The following is a 22,706-nucleotide window of genomic DNA, read 5'->3' as shown; positions in this document are numbered from 1 at the left end:
GACACTACCGACGAGTAACCTGCGCGAGTGACTTTGCCACTGACCGGCGAGCGGACCGTCCCCGGGATCGCCGAGGAAAATTATTGGTTCCGCCGCCACGAGGTGGCGTACCTCGACCTGCTCGGCCACTGCACGGACGCGGTCGTTCTGGAGGCGGGCTGCGGCGAGGGCTACGGGGCTCAGCTCATCCGCCGCGCGGCGCGGCGGGTCATCGCTCTCGACTACGACGAGCTGACGGCGGCACACGTTGCTGGGAAGTACCCGTCGCTCGACGTGCTGCGCGGCAACCTGGCGTCGCTCCCGATCGCGGGCTCCAGTGTGGACGTCGTGGCGAACCTGCAGGTCATCGAGCACCTGTGGGATCAGGAGGGTTTCCTCGCCGAGTGCTTCCGCGTGCTGCGCCCCGGCGGCCGGCTGATCGTCACGACGCCGAACCGGCTGACGTTCTCGCCCGGTCTGGACAAGCCGCTGAACCCGTTCCACACGCGCGAGCTGGCACCCTCCGAGCTCAACGATCTCCTCGTCGAGGCGGGCTTCACCGTCGAACTGCTCGCCGGGCTGCGGCACGGTCCGCGGCTGGAGTCCCTGCTGGACGGAGAGATCATCGAACGGCAGGTGGAGGTCGCCGTGTCCGGTGAACCGTGGCCCGCGGAACTGCTGGCCGCAGTCGAGTCGGTGACGTGCGCCGACTTCGAGATCACGACGCGCGACCTCGACACCTCTTTGGACCTGGTCTCCGTGGCGGTGCGCCCGTGAAGTCGGAGGGGACGTTCTGCCTGGTGCTGCACAGCCATCTCCCGTGGCTGGCGCACCACGGCACGTGGCCGGTCGGTGAGGAGTGGCTGTACCAGGCGTGGGCGCACTCCTACCTTCCGGTCGTGGACATGCTGCGGCGGTTCGCCGACGAGGGCCGCACCGACGTGCTGACGCTGGGCGTCACGCCGGTGCTGGCCGCGCAGCTCGACGACCCGTACTGCCTGCGCGGCGTGCACGACTGGCTGGGCAACTGGCACCTGCGCGCCCAGTACGCCGGTTCCCGGCTGCGCGAGCTGTCCGCCTACGAGCACCGCGCGTCGACGTGGGCGCTATCGCAGTTCGAAACGCACTGGCGGCACGGGTTCTCGCCGCTGCTGCGGTCCTTGGTGGACACCGGCACCATCGAGCTGCTCGGCGGGCCGGCGACGCACCCTTTCCAGCCGTTGCTCGACCCGCGCGTCCGCGCGTTCGCGTTAGACACCGGCCTGGCGGACACCGCGTTACGGGTCGGCCGGGCGCCCGAGGGGATCTGGGCGCCGGAATGCGGTTACTCGCCCGGCATGGAGCACGACTACGCGCGGGCAGGCGTCCAGCGGTTCATGGTCGACGGACCCGCGATGCACGGCGACACCTCGGCGGCGCGACCCGTCGGTTCTTCCGATGTGCTCGCCTTCGCGCGTGACCTCGAGGTGTCCTACCGCGTGTGGTCGCCCAAGGTCGGCTATCCCGGCGACGCCGCGTACCGCGACTTCCACACCTACGACCACCCCACCGGTCTGAAGCCCGCGCGGGTGACCGGCAAACACGTGGCGCCGCACGAGAAGCGGCCCTACGAACCCGCTTTGGCCGCGGAGGCTTTGGAACGCCACGTCGCCGACTTCGTCGACACCGTCGTGCGCCGGCTGCGCGCCATCGACGGCGGGCTCGTCGTCGCGGCGTACGACACCGAGCTGTACGGGCACTGGTGGCACGAGGGTCCGCAGTGGCTCGAAGCCGTGCTGCGCGCCCTGCCTTTGGCCGGCGTGCACGTGACCACGTTGCGCGGTGCGATCGAGGCCGGGCACGTCGGCACGCCGATCGAGCTGCCCGCCTCGTCGTGGGGCAGTGGCAAGGACTGGCGCGTCTGGGACGGCGCGCAGGTCGCGGACATCGTTTCTCTGAACACTCAGGTGCAGCGGGAACTCCTGGAGCTGTCGTTCGACGGTGACACCAGGGATCCGGTGCTCGACCAGGCGGTGCGCGAGGCGTTGCTGGCGCTGTCGAGCGACTGGGCGTTCATGGTCACGAAGGACTCGGCCGCGGACTACGCCCGGTACCGCGCGAAGATCCACAGCGACCGGTTCAGCGAGCTGGCGGCGCTGGTGCGGGCGGGGCGCGGCCACCAGCGAGCAGTTGAACTGCGCGCCGCCGACGGGCCGTTCGGCCACCTCGACGCGAGAGGACTTGCATGCGCATCCTGATGCTGTCTTGGGAATACCCGCCCGTGGTCGTCGGCGGGCTCGGTCGGCACGTGCATGCACTCGCGACACAACTGGCGTCTCAGGGGCACGAGGTCGTCGTGCTGTGCCGTCAGCCGTCGGGCAGTGACGCGATCACGCACCCGACGACGGACCTGGTGTCCGAAGGCGTGCGGCTCGTGCGCGTCGCGGAGGACCCGGCGCACCTGGTGTTCGAGAAGGACCTCGTCGCGTGGACGCTCGCCATGGGCCACGCGATGACCCGCGCGGGCCTGGCGCTGAACTGGCGGCCCGACGTGGTGCACGCGCACGACTGGCTGGTCACGCACCCGGCCGTGGCGCTGTCCGAGGCCTACGGCGTGCCGCTGGTGGCGACGATCCACGCGACCGAGGCCGGGCGGCACAGCGGCTGGCTGTCGCATCCGTTGAACCAGCAGGTGCACTCGGTGGAGTGGTGGCTGGCGAACCGCGCCGACTCACTGATCACGTGCTCCTCGGCGATGCGTCTCGAGGTCGCGCATCTGTTCGAAGTGGACAGTTCGACGATCACCGTGCTGCACAACGGGATCGAGCCGCACGGCTGGCGCGTGCGGCCGCGTGACGTCGCCGCCGCCCGCAAGGAGTACAGCCCGCACGGCGACCCGCTGCTGCTGTTCTTCGGCCGGCTGGAGTGGGAGAAGGGCGTGCAGGACCTGATCGCCGCGCTGCCCCGCGTGCGGCGGCACCACCGTGGCGCGCGCGTCGTCGTGGCCGGTGACGGGTCGCAGAAGCAGTGGCTGACCGAGCAGGCGCGCAAGCACAAGGTGCTGCGGGCGGTGCACTTCGCCGGGCACCTGCCGGACCGGTCGCTGGCTGCGTTGCTGTCCGCAGCCGACGCCGTTGTCCTGCCGTCGAAGTACGAGCCGTTCGGGATCGTGGCCCTGGAGGCGGCCGCGGCCGGCACGCCGTTGGTCGCGTCGACCGCGGGTGGGCTCGGCGAGGTCGTGCTGGACGGTGAGACCGGTCTGTCCTTCGCACCCGGTGACATCGACGGCCTGGCCCGTGCCGTGCGCAAAGTGTTGTCGGACCGACCGGCCGCCCTGCGTCGCGCCAAGGCCGCGAAGGCCCGGCTGGCGACGGACTTCGACTGGGCGAAGATCGCCGCGGACACCGCTGAGGTGTACGCGCGCGCGTCGGTGATGGAGCACCCGCCGCTGGGCCGCCCCAAGATCGCGACGGGCAACGCGTTCATCTAAGAGGTGCCGTTATGGCCACCTTCACTGCGCTGAACGCAGTAAAGGTGGCCATAACGGCACCCATGGTTGTTCATCTAGACCCGCTACAGTGCCCGGCTACGTGAACGCCGGGTTACTGGGAACTGAATGAGATACCAACGCTTCGTGGCCCTCGGGGACAGCTGCACCGAGGGTCTGGACGACTTGCAGCCTGATGGCGTCTACCGCGGGTGGGCGGACTTCGCGGCCGAGCTGATGGCCGAGCAGTACGCCAACCTCGGCGTGCGCGGACGCCGCCTCGACCAGATCACCGCCGAGCAGATGCCGGTCGCCGCGACGTTGCGGCCCGACCTGATCGCGCTGTTCGGCGGCGGCAACGACCTGATGTCGCACGGGTACAACACGCTTGAGGTGACCCGGCGCGTCGACGTGGCCGTGCGCAAGGCCACCGAGCTGGCGCCCACGGTCGCGGTCTTCACGTTGAGCGACATCTCGCGCCGCATGCCGTTCGGCTGGCGCATGCGCCCGCGGATCCAGGCTTTGAACGACGCGGTCCGCGACGCCGCCGCGCGCTACGACGCGGTGCTGGTCGACGTGTGGGCCGACGACTGCGTGCACGACTCGCGCTACTTCGGCCCGGACCGCCTGCACCTGTCGACGCTCGGCCACCTGCGCCTGGCCGGCCACCTGCTGTCCGCGCTGGACGTGCCGTTCCCGGCGGAGTGGCTGGCGCCGCTGCCCGGCCAGGCCGCGCCGGCTTCGCTGCTGGATCACTGGGACTGGCTGCGCACGCAGGTCCTGCCGGTCGCCTACACGCGGCTGCGCAACCGCCTGATCGGCCGCTCGCCGGGCGACGGCTTCAAGCCGAAGCGCCCCGATCTGCTGCCTGTCCGTTGAGCGACTTGGCGAGCGCCTCCTTGGCCTTGCGCGCCATGTCCGCGATGTCGGCCCGCCGCTGAGCGTCGGCCTCGTAGTCGGCGCGCCGATCCCGCACCACGCGGGCAGGCGCGCCGACCGCGATCTTGAAGTCCGGCACGTCCCCGCGCACGACCGCGTGCGCCCCGAGGACGCACCCGCGCCCCACGCGCGTGCCCTTGAGCACGGTGACCTTGGCGCCGAGCCAGCAGTCGGGACCGATCCGCACGGGTGACTTGACGATCCCCTGGTCCTTGATCGGCAGGTTGATGTCCGCGGTGACGTGGTCGAAGTCGCAGATGTAGACCCAGTCCGCGACGAGCGTGGCCGCGCCGATCTCGATGTCGAGGTAGCAGTTGACCGTGTTGTCCTTGCCGAACACGGCCTTGTCACCGATCCGCAGGCTTCCCTCGTGGCACCGGATGGCGTTGCCGTCGCCGATGTGCACCCAGCGCCCGATCTCCAGGCGGCCGTAGCCGGGGCGGCACATGATGTCCACGTTCTTCCCGAAGAAGACCATGCCCTTGAGCACCACGTGCGGGTTGAGCAGGCGGAACTTGAGCAGCCTCCAGTAGCGGACGAGGTACCACGGCGTGTACGCGCGGTGGCGCAGCACCCAGCGCAGTGACGCCAGGGTCAGGAAGCGCGCTTGCATCGGGTCGCGGCGTGATCTCCGCCATCTGGTCCACACGGGAGCGCCCCACATGCTGGTCATGCGGGCACCCTAACTTCATGGCGATTCCGCTTCTCATCGACACCGACCCCGGCGTGGACGACGCCTTCGCGCTGGCCCTGGCCGCCCGCTCCCCCGAGGTCGACCTGATCGGCGTCACCACGGTGTTCGGCAACGTCGACGTCGAGCAGACGACCCGCAACGCCCAGCGCCTGCTCGCCCACCTGGGCCGCACCGACGTCCCGGTGGCCAAGGGCGCGGCCGGACCGGCACGGGACGCCAGGGAGGTACACGGCGAGGACGGCCTGTCGGGCCTGGCGCACACGTTGCCCGAGCACGATGAGCTGGACGAACGCGATGCCGTGACCTTCCTGAAAACCAAGCTGAAGGAATACCCGGACGCCACGGTCGCGGCCATCGGCCCACTGACCAACATCGCCCGCCTCCTCGACACCGGCACCCACATCAAGCGGCTGATCGTCATGGGCGGCGGCATCGGCCAGGGCAACGTCACAGAGACGGCGGAGTTCAACTTCTGGAGCGACCCACAATCCGCGAGCCGGGTCCTCCGAACCAACCCGCTGGTCGTGCCGATCAACCTCACCCGGCAGTGCCTGGCCGACGGCCCGTGGCTGGACACGCTCGACCCGGTGCTGAACTCGTTCACACCCCAATACCGGCGGCATCTGCACGGCCGCACAGGCCAGGACGGAATCCTGATCCACGACGCGGTGGCCGTCGCCGAGGCGATCTGGCCGGGCACGCTCACCACGCGAACGCACCTGCTCGACGTCGAGGACACGGGTGCCCTGGTCGACGGGAAACACCAGGTGGAGGTCGCGGAGTCCACGGATTGGGAAGCTTTGAAGGCGCTTCTCGGAAAGCGGTTGTCCGGTTGACGACAGGATCGACTCACGGTCTGGGGTTGGGCGGCGACGCTAAGTAGGGTCCGCGCCATGCAGCGAAGAAGCGTCCTGATCACAACTGTGACAGCCGCGCTCGCGTTGAGCGGCGCGGTCCCTGCCATGGCGCAACCGCAGGTCCAGGTGGTGCCGGATCCCGCGGCACACGTCAACCCGTTCATCGGGACCACGAACCTGGGCAACGTCTTCCCCGGCGCGGTCCTGCCGTTCGGCATGTTCTCGTTCAGCCCCGAAGGCACCCGCGGCAACACCCTGCGCGCCGCGGCACCCGGCGGGTATCGGTACGACGCCACCCGCACGAGGGGCTTCAGCCTCACGCACATGTCCGGCACGGGCTGTGCGGGCGGATCCGGCGACATCCCGATCTTCCCGCACGTCGGCACGGTCACCACGTCGCCGACCACCGACGCGAAGGACGAGGTCTACGCCAGCGACTTCGCCCACGCCGACGAGGTCGGCAAGCCCGGCCGTTACGACGTGAAGCTCAAGTCCGGCGCCCAAGTCGAGCTCACCGCCACCGAACGCACCGGTGCGGGCAGGTTCACGTTCCCCGCGGACAAGCCGGCCACCGTGCTGATCAACACGTCCAAGTCGCAGGTCGGGTCGAGCGACGCGCAGACGACGATCGACCAGGCGAACCGCACCGTGAGCGGCAGCGTCACCGCCGGCAACTTCTGCGGCTACATCAACCAGGTCGGCCGCAAGTCCTACTACACGCTGCACTTCGTGGCGGAGTTCGACCAGCCGTTCACCGAGGTCGGCACGTACGAGGACAACGTTGTCACCCCCGGTGGCACGTCGTCGAAGGGCGGCACGACCTACGGCACCAACGGCTGGCCCGTGCTGGGCAAGGGATCCGGCGCGTACCTCGGCTTCGCGCCCGGCTCAAAGGTCGGGATGCGGGTCGGCATCTCCTATGTGAGCCAGGAGAACGCCAAAGCCAATCTCAAGGCGGAGAACACCGGCAAGGCGTTCGAGGACCTGCGCGACAACGCCTACATCGCGTGGCAGAAGCAGCTCAGGCGCATCGAGGTCGGCGGCGGCTCCGATGACGAGCGCACCAAGTTCTACACCGCGCTGTACCACGCGTTGCTGCACCCGAACCTGTTCAGCGACGTCAACGGCCAGTACTGGGGCATGGACGGCAAGGTCCACCGGATCAACAGGTATCGGCAGAAGGCGCAGTACGGCACGTTCTCCGGCTGGGACGTGTACCGCTCGCAGCTGCAGCTCGTGACGCTGCTCGAACCGGAGATCGGCTCGGACATCGCGCAGTCGCTGCTGAACCAGGCCGAGCAGAACGAGGGCGTGTGGGACCGCTGGACGCACAACAGCGGCACCACGCACGTGATGAACGGCGACCCGTCCACGCAATCGCTTGCGGGCATCCTCGCGTTCGGCGGCGACCGGTTCGACGTGCGGACCTCGTTGCAGTCACTGGTGAAGGCGGCCAAGAACCCGACCAAGCTCGACCTCAGCAAGGACGGCTGGGCGGTCATGTCCGTCGGGCAGCGGCCGTCGCTCGACAAGTACCTGAAGCTGCACTACATGCCGTCGATCTCCAACGCGTGGGGCGGCGCGGCGGAGACGCTGGAGATGTCCGGCGCCGACTTCGCGATCAGCCAGCTCGCCGCACGGACCGGCGATCGCAGGACCGCCAAGGAGTTCCAGGAGCGGGCCCAGTGGTGGCAGAACAACTACGACCCGGTCGCGCACTCGACGGGTGGCTACATCCGCAACCGCAACGCCGACGGCACGTGGGCGCCGAACTTCACGCCCGGCACCGGTAACGGGTTCGTCGAGGGCAGCAGCGCGCAGTACACCTGGATGGTGCCGCACAACATCGCCGGGCTCGTCGCGGAGATGGGCGGCCCGGAACGGGTGAACAAGCGGCTGGACGACTTCTTCCACAACGCCGACGGCAGCTGGGCGTTGTCGAAGAAGGGCGGCGAGAAGTCCGAACTGGACAACGAGCCGTCGCTGAACGTGCCGTGGATCTACAACTACACCGGCCAGCCGTACAAGGCGCAGGAGACCGTGCGCGAGGTCGTCAACACGTTGTGGAACACGCAGTCCGGCGGCATCCCCGGCAACGACGACCTCGGCGCCATGTCGTCGTGGTTCGTGTTCGCCGCGATCGGCCTGTACCCGCAGGTGCCCGCGCGCGCCGAGCTGGTGGTCGGCAGCCCGCTGTTCACGTCGGTGAAGGTCAACCGCGGGCGCGGCAAGGACATCGTCATCAACGCGCCGCAGGCGTCGGCGAACGCGAAGTACGTGCAGTCGTTGAAGGTCAACGGCCGCGCCACGACGAAGACCTGGCTGCCGGAGTCCTTTGTGGAGAACGGCGGCAGGCTGGACTTCGCGCTCGGGACCACGCCGAACAAGTCGTGGGGCGCGGGGGCGTCGGACGCGCCGCCGTCGTTCCGCGAGGGCGAGCAGCCGATCAAGCACGACCAGCCGTACTTCCTGGAGGTGCAGCCGAACAGCCCGTCGGTCGCGCCGGGGTCGTCGCTGACCGCGAAGATCACGAAGACCAAGCTGTACGACGGTGACCCGAAGGCCACGTACACGATCTCCGGGCCGGAGGCGCTGACGTTCAGCCCGGCGACCGGGCCGGTGCCGTCGGACATCACGATCACCGCGTCCGCCGGGACGGCACAGGGCTTCTACCCGGTGACCGTGACGGTGAACGTCGAGGGCGCGAAGCCCGTCGTGATCCCGTGGGTCGTCAAGGTCGCTCCCGTGGGCAGCCTCCTCGCGGCGGTCAACAACGTCGGCATCTCCGACGACGAGACCGGTGACGCGGACTTCGACGGCGGCGGCTACAGCTACTCGAAGCAGGCGCTCGCCGCGGCCGGCCTGAAGCCGGGTGAGACGTCGACGGTGGACGGCCTGTCGTTCGCGTGGCCGAACTCGCCCGCGGGCCGGCCCGACAACGCGACCGCCAACGGTCAGGTGCTCGCCCTGACCGGCACGAAGCTGTCGTTCATCGGTGCGGCCACGAACGGTGCCCGCACGAAGACGGCCACGGTGACGTTCACCGACGGCACCACGGCGACCGTCGACATCGGGTTCAGCGACTGGACGCTCGGCGGCGGCGGGCAGGCCCCGTCGTACGGCAACGTGATCATCGCGAACACGCCGTACCGCAACGAGTCCGGCGGCGGCAACGAGAAGGTGGCGACGCACATCTTCGCCACGAAGACGTTCGTCGTCCCCGACGGCAAGCAGCTCAAGAGCATCACGCTGCCCACCGACGAGGACCTGCACGTCTTCGCGGTAGCCACCGCCTAGCACGGTGTGCCGTTAAGGCCACCTTCACTGCGCTCAACGCAGTGAAGGTGGCCTTAACGGTCTTACTGGCCGCGGCTGGTGGGGTCGACCTTGGCGAACGTGAGGAGGTCGACCATCTTGAAGGTGCCGGGGGTGCGGCTGGGCAGGGTCGGTTTCCAGTTCGGGTTCTGGGAGAGGTACGAGTCAGGGTCCAGCTGCAGCATGCCGGCGAAGACCTCACCGACCAGCCGGGCGCCCATGCCGGCCAGCGAGATGCCGTCGCCGAGGAACTCGGCTTCCTTCAACGTGTAGTACCAAAGCGGAGTGCTGGCGTCGAGGCCGACGCCGAACTGCTTCAGCTCGGGGAAGATGTCCGCGGTGAGCACGGGAATCCCCATCGCCTTGGCGATCGACTGACCCGACGGCAGCGACCACGTCAAGTGCCGCAACAGGTTCCGCTGCGGCAACGCGGTCGGCGGGCTGCCGTCCGCGATCGCGCCGAGCGGCAGCTTGAACAGCGGCGTGGAGATCTTCGTGTCGATCCGCTTGTTCGGCTTCACCTGGCCGTCGCCGAAGTCGAAGAACGTCTGCCACCCGATGAACCGCCTGCGCGCCCTCCGTCCGCCGCGCAGGTCGACCGGGTCGGCCTGGCCCTCGCCCGCCGGGTCGAAGATGAACCCGAAGAACGGCTGGCCGTTCGCATCGCCCTTGAGGTTCGCCCGGTAGGAGGGACGCACCATGCTGTGCCCGAACCGGTAGCACGCGCCCTGGAACTCGACGGGCATGAAGTGCTGTCCTGGCCGGGGTTTGAAGAACCTCCGGCCGTTGGCGAAGATGTCCTCGGTGATGCCGTGGCCGACCACCTGCGGCATGAACTCGTGCCGCACGATCCACTGGTAGTGCCACACGACGAGCCGTTGCGCCTCGGCGAACACGCGGTCGTTCGGCACGGCCTGCGACCGCAGCCGGTCCACGACGTTGTTGTGGAACTTGATGAACGCGGCCTGCAGCCCCGAGATGATCATGTTCTCATCGTTGCGCGGATCGGCGATGATCGCGACGCCGTCGGACCGGCGCGGCACGTCCTCGAACGCGCCGCCGCTCTCCACGCGCAACTTGGCGCGGTCGCTCGTTTCGTACAGCTGCGGACTTCCGATGGGGCCGGCGCCGTACACGGAATCCAGTGACAGGGTGGGGTTTCTCGTGTTCGGCGACTGCTCGGGCGTGGCGGGCACGGCCAGCTTCGAGTGCATGTCGAACGTGAAGTCGTGGTCGATGAACTGGCCGAGGAACGTCGTGCCCGCGGTGTGGAACGGGTTGTCCCGGTTGTTCGGGCTCAGTTCGGGGTTGGTGATGAGCCGGATCGGCCCTTCGTGCAACGGATCCTTCGCGTCCAGCAGCCCACCCGGCGCGCCCATCGCCCGCAGTGCCTCCTGCACGCGCGGGGTGTTGTCGGCGAACGGGGCGAGCTTGAACATCCGGCCGAAGAACCGCGGCGAGGTCGGAGCGGCCGGCGGATCCGCTACGGCTGGAGTGGCGTGCAGCGCGATGGCACCAGCGCCGACGCCGCCCAGGAAATTCCTCCTATTCAGATGTCCCATGGCCGGGATTGTTCAGACCAATGACCGGTCCGGCACGGACGAAGAAGTCCTAGGGGGACACGAAACTCTTAGGTGTCCACGAGTCCGAGCCGACGCGCCTCGGCCAGCGCCTGCGCGCGATTGTGCACGCGCAGCTTGAAGAAGAGCTGTCTTTGTTCGGCCTCAACCGTTTTCACCGCTATACCAAGCGCTTGCGCGGTCTGCCGGACGGAGTCGCCGCGAGCGATGGATTCGAGGATGTCCGCGTCGCGATGCGTCAGTTCCGGTAGTCCGTCCGGGCTTGTCCGCGCTCCCACGACCCGGCCGTTCGGCCGCACCAGCCCGAGCCGCGCGACCTCGGCGGCGGCCTGCGCGCGGCTCTGCACGCCCAGCTTGCCGAAGATCCGGCGCTTGTAGTTGACGACCGTGTGCGGGCTGAGCCGCAGTGTTTCGCCGAGTTGCGACGCGGTGAGGCCCGCGCACACCAGTGCCAGCACCTCCAGTTCGCGATCGGTCAGGGCGCCGGAAGCCGACCGGGGCGCCCGCCCGCACCACGCGCGGTCCAGCGCGCCGCGCAACGAAGCCAGGCCACCGCGCAGACAGACCACCTGGTGCGCACCGGCTTCGCGCAGCCGCACCACGTCCTCGTCGCGCGACGCCGGGCTCAGCGCGATCACGTGCAGCTCGGGGAGCTTGCGGCTGAGCAACCGCGGCAGGCCGACCTCGACCGGTTCGAGCTGGCACAGCGCGACATCCGGTGGACGCAGACGGCACAGCAGGATCAGGTCGTCGACGGTGACGGTCGAGCCCACGACGAGCCAGCCGGGCAACGCGTCGAGCCAGCTGGCGATCGCGTCGCCCGTCAAACGGTCCCAACACAGCACTGCGATCCTCGTTGACCGCATGCATTTGGGCATGGCGCCTCTTGCTCACAGCGAGGCGGCGGCACTGGGGGCTGGCTCGAAGATTACGCCTGGTGCCAGCGCGTATCCACTACGTAGTATTCCGGGGTCAGAGAGCGCTCTCATGCACTCGTACGGCTTCGCACAGGAAGGCGGTTGGCCGGTGTCCGATGCGGGTCAGCACCACGGTCGCTTCGTCCGAGCCGGCGAGCTTGAGACGTTTGCGCAGCGTGTTGGGGTCGACGTCGAGCCCACGCACCAGAATCTCGAGGCGGCCGACGTCGTGCTTCCGCAGCAGCGCGCGCAGAGCCTTCTCCGCGTAGTGGCCGTGCTCGACGACCTTGAAGGCGCGGATGCCCGGCGGCGGCGCGTCGCCGGTGAGATAGGCGATGCGTTCGTCGAGCTGCCACAGCCCGTGGCGCGCCGCGTAGTGCCGTACTAGGCCCGCGCGCACGACCGCACCGTCCGGGTCGATGATCCACTGACCGGGCTCGCGCACCGGGCAGTCGTCCGGTTCGGCGTCGGTGATCGTCCACTCGCGCTGTCCGTGCAAGACGGTCGCGCGGCGCGAAACCCCTTGTGTCGCAAGGCCTCTCGTCCACAGGCACGCCTCGCGGACCTGCCCGTCGAGCGACACGAGCTCGATCTCGTCCGCCCAGGGCGCGACGGCGAAGTCGATGCCCGGCGCGCACTTCACCGCGAGATCGGAGTTCTGATACGTGTCAGCCAGTTCGTCCAACGGCGGCACGAAGTCCGCTGGGTGCCACGTGCGGCGGCCCGCCGAGTCGCGGCGCGCGGGGTCCGCCGTGACGGCCGTGCCCCTCGTGACCGGCCGCAGTGCGTCCGCCCGCACCAGCGGCAGATCACAGTTGTTGCGCGCCATGGCCAATCGGACGGGATCGAGGTCCGAACCGATGCAGCGGTTCGCGACCTCGCCGAGCTGTTTCAGGTCCGCGCCGATCGAGCACGTCACGTCGTGCACGTCGCGTCCGGCGAACCGTCGCGCGCGGTGTTTCGCCACCGGCGTCGCCGTCGCCTGCTGGAGGGCGTCGTCGGTGAACAGCCAGTCGCCCGCGCTGTCCACTTTGGACTCGGCTTTGCGGCGCAGCAGCACGGTCTCGACGACCGCGGCGAACCGGTCGGTGATCTTCCGCGCCCGTTCGATGTCGTGCAGCCGCGTCCGCGGGGTCAGCGGCAGCGCGGCGACCTCGGACAACGCGGCGCACCCGGCTTCGGAGCGCAGGTACGCCACGTCGTCCAAAGTGAAGCTGTAGCCCACGCTGTGTTAGTCCCTCTTGGCAGGCTTCTTGCCCGTCACCGAGACGTTGTAGAAGACCTCGCGCGGCAGCACCTTGGCGAACACGTTCTGGTCCACCCAGGACAGGTTCTGCCACGTGCGGTAGGCGAACATCGCCCAGCTGAAGCCGAGCTTCTCGCGCGGCACCGCGGCCTCGAACGTGCGCACCGGCCAGCCGAACAGCGCGGCGGTGAGCTCGTCGGTGACGGCCCTGACCTCGACCGCGCCCGCCCTGCGGGCCGTCTTCTCCAGGTCACCCGGATCGAACGTGTGCAGGTCGACGACGGCCTCCAGCGCGGCGGCGCGGGACGACTCGTCGAGCTCCTCCTGCGGGCGGCGCCAGTCGTTGAGCGCCGGGATGGCCTTGGTGACGTTGGTGGTCAGCCACCAGGTCGCCTGGCCGAGCTTGCGCGCGTAGAAGTTGCCGATGTTCGTCGGGTCGCCCGCGAACACGAACTTGCCGCCCGGCTTGAGCACCCGCTGCACCTCGCGCATCGCCGCCTCGACGTCCGGGATGTGGTGCAGCACGGCGTGCCCGACGACGAGGTCGAAGGTGTTGTCGTCGTACGGGATCCGCTCGGCGTCCGCGACCCGGCCGTCGACGTCCAGGCCGAGGTGCTGGGCGTTGCGCAGTGCGACCTCGACCATGCCGGGCGAGAGGTCGGTGACGCTGCCCTTCTTGATCACGTCACCCTGCATCAGGTTCAGCAGGAAGAAACCCGTGCCGCAGCCCAGTTCCAGCGCGTGCTCGTACGGGCCGGTGTCGCCCGCGACGGCCTTGAAGCGGTCCACCGCGTACGTGATGCAGCGGTCGTCGTAGGAGATCGACCACTTCTCGTCGTACGTGCCGGCTTCCCAGTCGTGGTACAGCACGTTGGCGAGCTTGGGGTCCTTGTACGCCGCTTCGACTTCCTCGGCGCTGGCGTGCGGGTGAGGTGCGGGGTCAGTTGCCACTGAACTTGGCCTTTCCGGGACCGTTGGCGATGAACGACTCGACACCGGACTTCTTGTCCTCGGTGGCGAAGAGCATCGCGAACAGGTGACTCTCCAGCTTCAGACCGCTCTCGAGGTCCGTGTCCAGCCCGCCGTCGATGGCGGCCTTGGCGGCGGCCAGCGCGAGCACCGGGCCGTTGACGAACTGCTTGGCCCACCGCTTCGCGGCCTCATACACGTCGTCCGGCGCCACGACCTCGTCGATCATGCCGATCTTGAGGGCTTCCTCGGCGGTGACGAACCGGCCGGTGTAGATCAGGTCCTTGGTCTTCGACGGGCCGATCAGCCGGGCGAGCCGCTGCGTGCCGCCACCGCCCGGGATCAGGCCCAGCAGCATCTCGGGCTGGCCCAGCTTGGCGTTGTCGCCCGCGATCCGCCGGTCACAGCCGAGCGCGACCTCGAACCCGCCGCCCAGCGCGTAGCCGGTGATGGCCGCGACCGTCGGCTTCGGCACGTTCGCGAGGGCACCCAGCGCGTCGCTGAGTCCCTTGGCCCGCAAGGTCATCTCGGCGTGCGAGATGGTCGCGAACTCCTTGACGTCGGCGCCGGCCGCGAACACCTTCTCGCCGCCGTAGACGATCACCGCGTACACGTCGGCACGGTCGGTCGCCTCCTTGGCGGCGGCCGCGAGCTCGGTCTGCACCTGGCGGTTCAGGGCGTTCATCGGGGGGCGATCCAGGCGGATCGTGCCGATCCCGTCCTCGACCTCGAGCCTCACGAACTCAGCCACGGCGTGTCCTCCTCGTTGAGCTTCCGCGTGCACACTACCCGCCGGTAACCCCGGCCGTTCGAGGCCGGGGAGCGCGCGAGTCTTACCGTCCGGCCCCTCGTGTCTTACGTTCCGACCCCGTCAAAGTGCGGGAAGGTAAGACACGGGGGTCCGGAACGTAAGACTCGCGCGGGTCAGGGGCGGCGGCGGGCGAAGAATCGGTCCCCGGAACGGGTCAGCTCCAGGTCCTGGGCGAAGGTTTTCGACAGGTTGTCCTCGGTCAGGACGTCGTCCAGCAGGCCCTGCGCGACGATGCTGCCCTCACGCAGCAGCAGGGCGTGCGTGTAACCCGGCGGGATCTCCTCGACATGGTGCGTGACCAGCACGGTCGCGGGCGCGTCGGGATCCATGGCCAGCTCCGACAGCTTGGCGACGAGGTCCTCGCGGCCACCCAGGTCGAGACCCGCGGCCGGCTCGTCGAGCAGCAGCATCTCGGGGTCGGTCATCAGGGCGCGGGCGATGAGCGTGCGCTTGCGCTCGCCTTCGGACAGGGTGCCGAACGTGCGGTCGGCGAGGTGCGCGATGCCGAGCGAGCCGAGCAGCTCCCTGGCCCGGTCCGTGTCGAGCTTGCCGTACTCCTCGCGCCAGCGGCCGAGCACCGCGTACCCGGCGCTGACCACCAGGTCGACGACCGTCTCGTCACCGGGGATGCGGCCGTTCAAAGCGGCCGAGCACAGGCCGATGCGCGGCTTGAGCTCCTGGACGTCCGTCTTGCCCAGGCGTTCGCCCAGCAGGTGCACCTTGCCCTTGGTCGGGTGCAGCTCCGCGCTGGCCAGCCTGAGCAGGGTCGTCTTGCCCGCGCCGTTGGGGCCCAGGACCACCCAGCGCTCGTCCAGCTCCACCGCCCAGTCGATGTTGCCGACCAGGGTGTTCTTTCCCCGGCGGACCGCTACGCCCGCCATGTGCACGACCAGATCTGTCACGTCGACGTCCGCCACGGCCCCATTGTTTCCGAAGCCCTTCGACCGACCGTCCAGTGGGGTTATCAACGCCCAGATTGTCGGTGCGGGATGACAAGATCGGAGGTATGGCCGACTCACCGTCCGAAGTCCTCGCAGGCCGCCCGTTCCCGCTGGGCGCCCACGCCGAGGACGGTGGCGTGCGGTTCGCGGTCACATCGTCGGTGGCCGACGCGGTCGAGGTGTGCCTGATCTCGGACGACGGGTCGGAGAAGCGGATCGAGCTCACCGAGCGGACGTTCGGGGTGTGGCACGGGCTCGTGCCCGGCGTCACGCCGGGTCAGCGGTACGGGTACCGGGTGCACGGGCCGTACGACCCGCGGCGCGGGCTGCGGTGCAACCCGGCGAAGCTCCTGGTGGACCCGTATGCGACGCAGATCACCGGCAAGGTGACGGACCTCGACGCGGCGCTCGGGTACGTCGGCGACCCGATGCACGGGCCGGCGTCGAGTGCCGACTCGCTGGGCAGCGTGCCGTTGTCCGTCGTGTCGTCGCCGGGCGGGGCGGACACCGGGGTGAAGCCGGAGGTGCCGTTCGAAGAGGCGGTGATCTACGAGCTGCACGTGCGCGGGTTCACGCGACTGCACCCGGACGTGCCCGCGCGGCTGCGGGGGACGTACCTCGGGCTGGCGCATCCGGCGGTGATTGAGCACCTGGTGCGGCTCGGCGTGACGTCGGTCGAGCTGCTGCCCGTGCAGGCGTTCCAGGACGAGCCTTCGCTGCTGCGGCGCGGCCGGTCGAACTTCTGGGGGTACTCGCCGCTCGGGTACTTCGCGCCGCACGCGGCGTACGCCTCCGAGCCGGGGCGGGAGATCCAGGAGTTCCGCACGATGGTCGCGGCCCTGCACGCCGCGGGCATCGAGGTGATCATCGACGTCGTCTACAACCACACCTGCGAAGGCGGGCCGGACGGCCCGACGCTGTGCTACCGCGGGTTCGACGCGCCCGGCTACTACCTGCACGCCGGTGGCGGCAGCACGGTCGACATCACCGGGTGCGGCAACACTCTCGACGCGGGGTCGCCGCAGGTGGTGCGGCTGGTGACGGACTCGCTGCGGTACTGGGTCACCGAGCTCGGCGTGGACGGTTTCCGGTTCGACCTGGCGTCCACGATGGGCCGGCCGCGCGGCGGGTTCTTCGACCGCGACTCGGCGTTGCTCACGGCCATCACCACCGACCCGGTGCTGTGCCGCGCCAAGCTGATCGCCGAGCCGTGGGACGCGACCGGCGACGGCTACCGCGTAGGCGACTTCGGGGTGCAGTGGGCCGAGTGGAACGGCCGGTACCGCGACACCGTGCGCGACTACTGGCGCGGCCACACCGGCGTGCGCGACCTCGCCTACCGCCTCTCCGGGTCTTCCGACCTCTACGCCGACGACCTGCGCCGGCCGTGGCAGTCGATCAACTTCATCACCGCGCACGACGGGTTCACGCTGCGCGATCTCGTGTCGTACAACACGAAGCACAACCTCGGCAACGGCGAGGACAACCGCGACGGCACGGACGACAACCGCTCCTGGAACTGCGGCGCCGAGGGCGACACGACCGATCCCGCCGTGCTGACGCTGCGGGCCCGCCAGGCCCGCAACCTGCTGGCGACGCTGGTCCTGTCGACCGGCACGCCGATGCTCGTCGGCGGCGACGAGATGTGGCGCACGCAGGGCGGCAACAACAACCCGTACTGCCTGGACGACGAGGTGTCCTGGGTGCGGTGGGGCGATCCCGGCGAACTGCTCGCGTTCGCCCGCCGGGTGATCGACGTGCGCGCCACGTCCCCCGCGCTGCGCCAGCCGGAGTTCTTCGAGGGCCGCACCACGCCGTCGGGCAACCCGGACCTGGTGTGGTTCCGCCCGGACGGCGAGGAGATGGCCGAGACCGACTGGTTCGACGAGGGCCGCCGCACCCTCGGGATGTTCATCGACGGCTCGAACTGTCTGTCCCGCACGCGCGACGGTGAGCTGATCTCCGACCACTCGTGGCTGCTGCTCATGCACTCCGGGGCCGAGCCGGTCGTGGTCACGCTGCCCGCCGCGCAGTACGGCTCGGCGTTCGAGCCGTACCTCGACACGACCACGCTCGACGGCACGCCCGTGGACCCGACGCCGCTGCGGCCCGGCGCCAAGCTCACGCTGGAGTCGCGGTCGCTTGTCCTGTTGCGGATGCCGCGCTGAGACACGATCCCGCACCCCTGCGGCACCTCATGACCAGCTCAGGAACGTCTCAGGATTCCCTGCCGTTGGTCTCAGCATCCGGGCGTATTCACGGATGTGGAACGGCATCGAGGGGACGGGATGGCGGAGCGCGAAGCGGCAGGCCCGGCCTGCCACAACGACCTCAGCGGCAGCGCGGAGGTCGCCGCACAGGCGCGCACCGTCCACGGCGGCATCCACGTCAACAACCAGACCGTGATCGGCGTGGCACTGGTCTTCGTGACGATCAGTCTGGTCGTGGTGACGCTCGCCCGCGGGCGGGAGACCGCACCACGGGAGTCCCCGGCGACCAGCACGATCCAGGCCGTGCCGCTCCAGTGGATGATCCCGAGGGGAGCTGACCCACTGGCGGAGGCGCAACGGCTCGCGACGGAGTTGGTGGAACGCACCTGGCCGGAGGACGCGCACGTGCGGTTCGACCCACCGGTGGTGGTCAGCCGGGTCGCGATGCTCAACGGCCGGGTGATCTCGCGGACCGCCGGGTGCCGGGGCATCGTGCGGCTGTGGGTGATCGAACGGGAGGACGACCACTACGTCTTCGGATTCACCGCGGTGGGGTGAATCCGAAGACGTATTCTCCAATCGAGACACCGATTGAGGTGCACATCCACCGGACAGCGCAACGTTTGTGTCCATCCCATGGGAGCGCTGGCCGAGGCGGACACACCCGTGCCACCATGCGCTCGTGGCTCTTCTCTGGTCCAACCGCCCGATCGACCTGCTCCTGGTCGCGTCGAGCGCGTGTAGCCGCCCGCGGCGCTGACTTCTCGCGCCGCCGATCGCTACCCCAGCAGTCGTAGCCATCATGGAGCGCACCCGTGACCACTTTGCTCGGAGCCGACCTGCATCCCGCGCTGGACGTCCAGCTCCTGCGCGACATCATCCACCCGGAACGCGACCTCTGGACGCCGCGTGAGCTGCGTGAGCTCACGGCCACCGTCGCGACCGAACTGACCACACCGCTGCTCGAGATCCTCGACTACGTGCCCGAACAACGATGGTGGCAACGCCTCGGGCTCACCGAGGGCGTCGAGCTGTGGCTGCTGAGCTGGCTGCCCGGCCAGGGCACCGAGCCGCACGACCACGGCGGCGCGGCCGGCAGCTTCACCGTCCTCACCGGCGAGCTCACCGAGGACTACCGCTACCCCTCGGGCCCGGTGCGCACGGTCACGCGAGTCACCGGCGACGCGATCGGGTTCGGCTCCGGGCGCGCGCACCAGGTGCGCAACCTCGGCACGCGCGGCGCGGCGACCGTGCACGCCTACTCGCCGCCGCTGGTGCCGACCCGCGAGTACCGCAGTCTGCTGGACATCCCCGCGGAGATCCCCCCGCTGCCCGCGCAGCGCCTACCGTTGTCCGAGCTGCGCATTCTGGCTGACCTGGAGGGTCCGTGAGCGTCGAAGAGTTCCTCGAGGATGCCCGTGCCGAGATCGACCGGGTCACCCCCGAACAAGCGGACGAACTGCGCCGCGAGGGCGGCCTGATCGTCGACATCCGGCCGCACCACAACCGGCTCGCCGAGGGTGAGATCGAGGGGTCCGTGATCGTCGAGCGGATCGTGCTGGAGTGGCGGCTCGACCCGACCGGCAACTGGCGGCTGCCCGGTTTCACCGCCGACACGCCCGTCGTCGTCGTGTGCAACGAGGGGTACTCGTCCAGCCTCGCCGCGCGCGACCTGAAGCGCATCGGGCTGAAGCAGGCGACCGACCTCATCGGCGGCTTCCGCGCGTGGCGGGCGGCCGGTCTGCCGATTCGCGAGGGCGGTTCCCAGGCTGTCACCTAAGTTGCTGAGAAAGCACTACAGGGTGGTGAGCCGAACGGCGTCTTAACTCTGCCGCCATGAAGCTCACGATGCTGGCGATCACCCTCACCGCGCTCGTCGCCGCGAGCAATACCGCCGCCACCGCCGAAACCTCGAGCCCCGTCTGCACTCCCGCGCAGGCGGGGCTCGATTCCGTTCTCCTGGACCACGCCCTGAACCTGTTGAGCGTCAACGGGTCCGAGACCGTCCAGGTGTACCGGGACGGCTGCCAGGTCGGGAAGGGCGTCTACGACCCGGTGCTGGGCGACCTCGCGGGCAACAACTGGAGCCAGACGAAGACGGTCACCGCGCTGCTCACCGGCCGGGCCGTCACGCTGGGGAAGCTGCAGGTCAGCGACCCCATCGGCAAGTACCTGCCGCCCGGTCTCGGCGACGAGGCGCACCGCGCGATCACGATCGAGCACCTGCTGACCCAGACCAGCGGCGTGCACATGAACTGGTCCCGCGAGCTCAACCCGGAGATGCCCGACCGCATCGCGGAGTTCATGTCGCTGCCGATCGACCACGAGCCCGGCACGTACTTCCGCTACGACCAGACCGGGCCGACGGTCCTCGCGTACGTCGTGGAGCAGGCGGTCGGTGAGGACCTGCAGGAGTTCGCGCAACGGGAGTTCTTCACCCCACTGGGCATCCCGCGCGACAAGTGGTTCTGGCTGCGCGACCGCGCGGGCCACACCGAGGGCTGGGCGCACCTGTTCCTGCCCGGCGACCAGTTCCGCCGCTTCGGCGAGCTCTTCACCAACGACGGCGTCGTAGCCGGCAAACGCCTGATCTCCAGCGGCTACCTCCGCAAGCTGCACACCGGCACGAAGGCCAACCCCGCCTACGGCTACCTGACGTGGGTCAACTCGGGTGCGTACTGGGTCAACGCCTCAGGCTTCGCCGAAGCCACCAACGAGGGCCACATGATCAGCAGCGCACCCCCGGACATGTACTTCTCGGCCGGTTTCCACGGCCAGTTCGTGTTCGTCCTGCCGAAACTGCACATGGTGGTCACGCGCTCGTCCGGCAGTCTGATGTGGACACCGAGCCGCACCGACGTGGGCGACCTGACGACGGCCGCGACCTCCAGCCAGCCGGGCCGCATCGAGTACGAGTTCTTCAAGCTGATCATGCACGCCGCGGGCCAGCCCGCCGGCGACTACGTCGCGCCCACACCGACCTCGGTGGACGTAGGCCTGATCGTCAACCCCGAGGACAACCTGGCCGCGCTGCAACTGGGTCCGGGCGCGCCGGAGGGCTGCACGTTCGCCGGCTGCGGCAGCGACCCGAGCACCACGGAGGCGGTCAGGTTCCTGCAGGAGGTGCAGGCGGCGGAGTGGGCCGGTTTCACCTCAGTGCCGGACAGCGTGATGGAACTGGCCCGCAAGTCACCCCGGTTCTTCCTGCGCGTGCTGGACGGCTGGGAGCAGACCGCCCAGATCATGGGCAAGCGCCTGCCGGACACCGTGCCGAACCTGATGCGCTCCCTCCAGGCCTCGGTCGACACGGTCCCCGCCATCCGGTGAAGTCCGGGCCACCTTCACCCCGGTGAAGGTGGCCCCAACCGCACCACGGAACCGGACGCGGGCCGGTAGCGTCTCGTTGCCGTGAGGTATGTGAGGTGGGGGTCGGCGGCGCTGGTCGTCGTAGGGTCGCTCGTGTGGGCGCCGGGTTTCGCAAGTCTCGCCGGCGCGCTGGCCGGACTGCTGGTGGAGCTGGCGGCGTTCCAGCTGGGGTTGTTCATCGGAGCCGTCCTCTTCGGACTCCGGGTGAACCACGTGATCATCGGCGTAGGCGGCGTGATCAAGGAGTGGACCTCGGCCAGGCGCCGCGTAGTCCTGCGCTCGATCCCGATCCTCACCGCGGTCGGCATCACCGGCGAACGAACTCCGGTGCGCGGCCGAATGGTGGGCGCGGGCATCTTCTCGGCGGTGATCGCGACCGCGACCGCGGGCACCCTGTGGCTCACCACCGGCGCCGACGTCGGCAAGGGGCTAGCCCTGGGTGCCACCGCCACACTGCTCAACGAGCTGATCCCCGTTCGCCGTCCGGGCAACACCTCCGCGGGCTGGTACGTCTTCGCGCTGCCCCGGCTGGCCGGGCGCGAACTGGCAGAGCTGGAAGCGGCGCCGCACGTCACGCGGGCCATCGAGGCGTTCAACGCCGGGGACTTGGACACCGCCGGACGGATCGCGGACGAGCTGGCCACCACGCACCCCGAACTGGTGACGGTCATCGGGCTCAAGGTCACGACGATGTCCGTCAGCGGCCGCCACGCCGAGGCACTGGGCCTGATCACAACCCTCGCGGGCAGGGACGGTCTCACCCCGAGGGAGATCGCATTCGTAATGGCGACGACGGCTGGGCTGGCCGCGCTGGCGGTCGAGTCCGGCCAGCTTCCGGCGGAGATCGGCATCGCCACGGCCCGCAGCACGCTCACGGGCGCGCTGGAAGCCGGTTATCCCACCTACCGCGCACACGGCACGCTGGCCCTGATCGCGTTGCTGGAAGGCGACACGGACACGGCGATCGAACTGGGCAACCGCGCTGCGGAGTCGAGCCACCAGGCAGTGGACCGCGCCGACGACCTGACCACAGTCGCGAAAGCGCACATGGCGGCCGGGAACAACAAGAAAGCCCGCGAAATCATGGCGGAAGCGCACGCCCTGGCAGGCTGGCTACCGCGCGTGGCAACCACAAACGCAAGGCTGTCGATCAGCTAACCGCGCGCCAGCGCACACAACCACCAGGTGGTGGGCCCCTCTTTGAGCTGAGCCGGGGTCCGGGGCGGAGCCCCGAGCAGGAAACGCACCACGCACGAAACCGGCAGCCAAGGCGCAACCACGCACCCAACCGGCAGCCAAGGAAAGTCAGCGCGTCAACACAAACCGGACCACCCACGAAAGCCGCCGCGTCAACACAAACCGGCAGCCACGCCCCCAAAGAGAAAGGGGCCGCCCCCACGAGAGAGAGCGACCCCT

19 protein-coding genes are annotated in these 22,706 nt (G+C 69.3%); 12 read left to right on the top strand and 7 right to left on the bottom strand.

The annotated features are described in order from the left end of the window. Positions 1-27: 27 nt before the first annotated feature. The 4 genes from QSK35_RS37615 to QSK35_RS37600 all read left to right on the top strand — a co-directional run bounded on the left by QSK35_RS37615 (position 28) and on the right by QSK35_RS37600 (position 4,324). The gene (locus QSK35_RS37615; RefSeq protein WP_285752530.1) at positions 28-756 is read left to right on the top strand and encodes a class I SAM-dependent methyltransferase; all 729 of its coding nucleotides are present in this window, start codon (positions 28-30) and stop codon (positions 754-756) included. Beyond that, complete coding sequence (locus tag QSK35_RS37610) at positions 753-2,216, top strand: 1,4-alpha-glucan branching protein domain-containing protein (protein ID WP_285752529.1); 1,464 nt, start codon at positions 753-755, stop codon at positions 2,214-2,216. The genes QSK35_RS37615 and QSK35_RS37610 overlap by 4 nt, the downstream gene beginning before the upstream one ends. Continuing rightward, positions 2,204-3,448 carry a glycosyltransferase family 4 protein gene (locus QSK35_RS37605; RefSeq protein WP_285752528.1) on the top strand — a complete coding sequence of 415 codons (1,245 nt, stop codon included), beginning with the start codon at positions 2,204-2,206 and terminating at the stop codon, positions 3,446-3,448. Before QSK35_RS37610 ends, QSK35_RS37605 begins: the two co-directional genes overlap by 13 nt. Positions 3,449-3,574: 126 nt before the next feature. Next, a complete protein-coding gene (locus QSK35_RS37600; protein ID WP_285752526.1) occupies positions 3,575-4,324 on the top strand; it encodes an SGNH/GDSL hydrolase family protein in 750 nt (249 codons plus the stop codon). Here QSK35_RS37600 and QSK35_RS37595 read toward each other — a convergent pair. Then, positions 4,287-5,057 carry an acyltransferase gene (locus QSK35_RS37595; RefSeq protein WP_285752524.1) on the bottom strand — a complete coding sequence of 257 codons (771 nt, stop codon included), beginning with the start codon at positions 5,055-5,057 and terminating at the stop codon, positions 4,287-4,289. The two genes, QSK35_RS37600 and QSK35_RS37595, sit on opposite strands and share 38 nt — an antisense overlap. A gap of 17 nt (positions 5,058-5,074) precedes the next feature. Here QSK35_RS37595 and QSK35_RS37590 point away from each other — a divergent pair, with 17 nt between their 5' ends. Next, positions 5,075-5,914 (top strand): nucleoside hydrolase, encoded by an 840-nt coding sequence (locus QSK35_RS37590; RefSeq protein ID WP_285752522.1) that lies wholly within the window; start codon positions 5,075-5,077, stop codon positions 5,912-5,914. A 57-nt stretch (positions 5,915-5,971) separates the two neighbouring features. After that, complete coding sequence (locus QSK35_RS37585) at positions 5,972-9,232, top strand: GH92 family glycosyl hydrolase (protein WP_285752521.1); 3,261 nt, start codon at positions 5,972-5,974, stop codon at positions 9,230-9,232. Between the two features lie 62 nt (positions 9,233-9,294). Here QSK35_RS37585 and QSK35_RS37580 read toward each other — a convergent pair whose 3' ends face one another. The 6 genes from QSK35_RS37580 to QSK35_RS37555 form a co-directional block, all read right to left on the bottom strand. Then, positions 9,295-10,812 (bottom strand): peroxidase family protein, encoded by a 1,518-nt coding sequence (locus tag QSK35_RS37580; RefSeq protein ID WP_285752520.1) that lies wholly within the window; start codon positions 10,810-10,812, stop codon positions 9,295-9,297. A gap of 68 nt (positions 10,813-10,880) precedes the next feature. Next, a complete protein-coding gene (locus QSK35_RS37575; RefSeq protein ID WP_285752519.1) occupies positions 10,881-11,675 on the bottom strand; it encodes a response regulator transcription factor in 795 nt (264 codons plus the stop codon). A 127-nt stretch (positions 11,676-11,802) separates the two neighbouring features. Beyond that, a complete protein-coding gene (locus QSK35_RS37570) occupies positions 11,803-12,972 on the bottom strand; it encodes a THUMP-like domain-containing protein (protein ID WP_285752518.1) in 1,170 nt (389 codons plus the stop codon). A 6-nt stretch (positions 12,973-12,978) separates the two neighbouring features. Further along, positions 12,979-13,944 (bottom strand): class I SAM-dependent methyltransferase, encoded by a 966-nt coding sequence (locus QSK35_RS37565; RefSeq protein WP_285752517.1) that lies wholly within the window; start codon positions 13,942-13,944, stop codon positions 12,979-12,981. Beyond that, entirely contained in the window at positions 13,934-14,713 is a 780-nt protein-coding gene (locus QSK35_RS37560) for an enoyl-CoA hydratase/isomerase family protein (protein WP_285752515.1), read from the bottom strand. The genes QSK35_RS37565 and QSK35_RS37560 overlap by 11 nt, the downstream gene beginning before the upstream one ends. Before the next feature lie 173 nt (positions 14,714-14,886). After that, positions 14,887-15,654 carry an ABC transporter ATP-binding protein gene (locus tag QSK35_RS37555; protein WP_285752698.1) on the bottom strand — a complete coding sequence of 256 codons (768 nt, stop codon included), beginning with the start codon at positions 15,652-15,654 and terminating at the stop codon, positions 14,887-14,889. A 125-nt stretch (positions 15,655-15,779) separates the two neighbouring features. Here QSK35_RS37555 and glgX point away from each other — a divergent pair, with 125 nt between their 5' ends. From glgX to QSK35_RS37525, 6 genes are all read left to right on the top strand, one after another. Beyond that, positions 15,780-17,882: a glycogen debranching protein GlgX gene (gene glgX, locus QSK35_RS37550; RefSeq protein WP_285752513.1), complete on the top strand. Its 2,103-nt coding sequence runs from the start codon at positions 15,780-15,782 to the stop codon at positions 17,880-17,882. 120 nt (positions 17,883-18,002) lie between these two features. Continuing rightward, positions 18,003-18,482 carry a hypothetical protein gene (locus QSK35_RS37545; RefSeq protein WP_285752511.1) on the top strand — a complete coding sequence of 160 codons (480 nt, stop codon included), beginning with the start codon at positions 18,003-18,005 and terminating at the stop codon, positions 18,480-18,482. A 257-nt stretch (positions 18,483-18,739) separates the two neighbouring features. Continuing rightward, positions 18,740-19,315 (top strand): cysteine dioxygenase, encoded by a 576-nt coding sequence (locus QSK35_RS37540; protein WP_285752510.1) that lies wholly within the window; start codon positions 18,740-18,742, stop codon positions 19,313-19,315. Continuing rightward, on the top strand, positions 19,312-19,704 hold the full coding sequence (locus tag QSK35_RS37535) for a rhodanese-like domain-containing protein (protein ID WP_285752508.1): 393 nt from the start codon (positions 19,312-19,314) through the stop codon (positions 19,702-19,704). Before QSK35_RS37540 ends, QSK35_RS37535 begins: the two co-directional genes overlap by 4 nt. Before the next feature lie 56 nt (positions 19,705-19,760). Next, entirely contained in the window at positions 19,761-21,251 is a 1,491-nt protein-coding gene (locus QSK35_RS37530; protein WP_285752507.1) for a serine hydrolase domain-containing protein, read from the top strand. A gap of 81 nt (positions 21,252-21,332) precedes the next feature. Beyond that, positions 21,333-22,448 carry a hypothetical protein gene (locus QSK35_RS37525; protein ID WP_285752506.1) on the top strand — a complete coding sequence of 372 codons (1,116 nt, stop codon included), beginning with the start codon at positions 21,333-21,335 and terminating at the stop codon, positions 22,446-22,448. Positions 22,449-22,706 lie beyond the last annotated feature (258 nt).

Source organism: Lentzea sp. NBRC 105346, assembly GCF_030269605.1.
In the GTDB taxonomy this organism is placed as follows: Bacteria; Actinomycetota; Actinomycetes; order Mycobacteriales; family Pseudonocardiaceae; genus Lentzea.
This window is presented reverse-complemented; position numbering and strand designations above follow the sequence as displayed.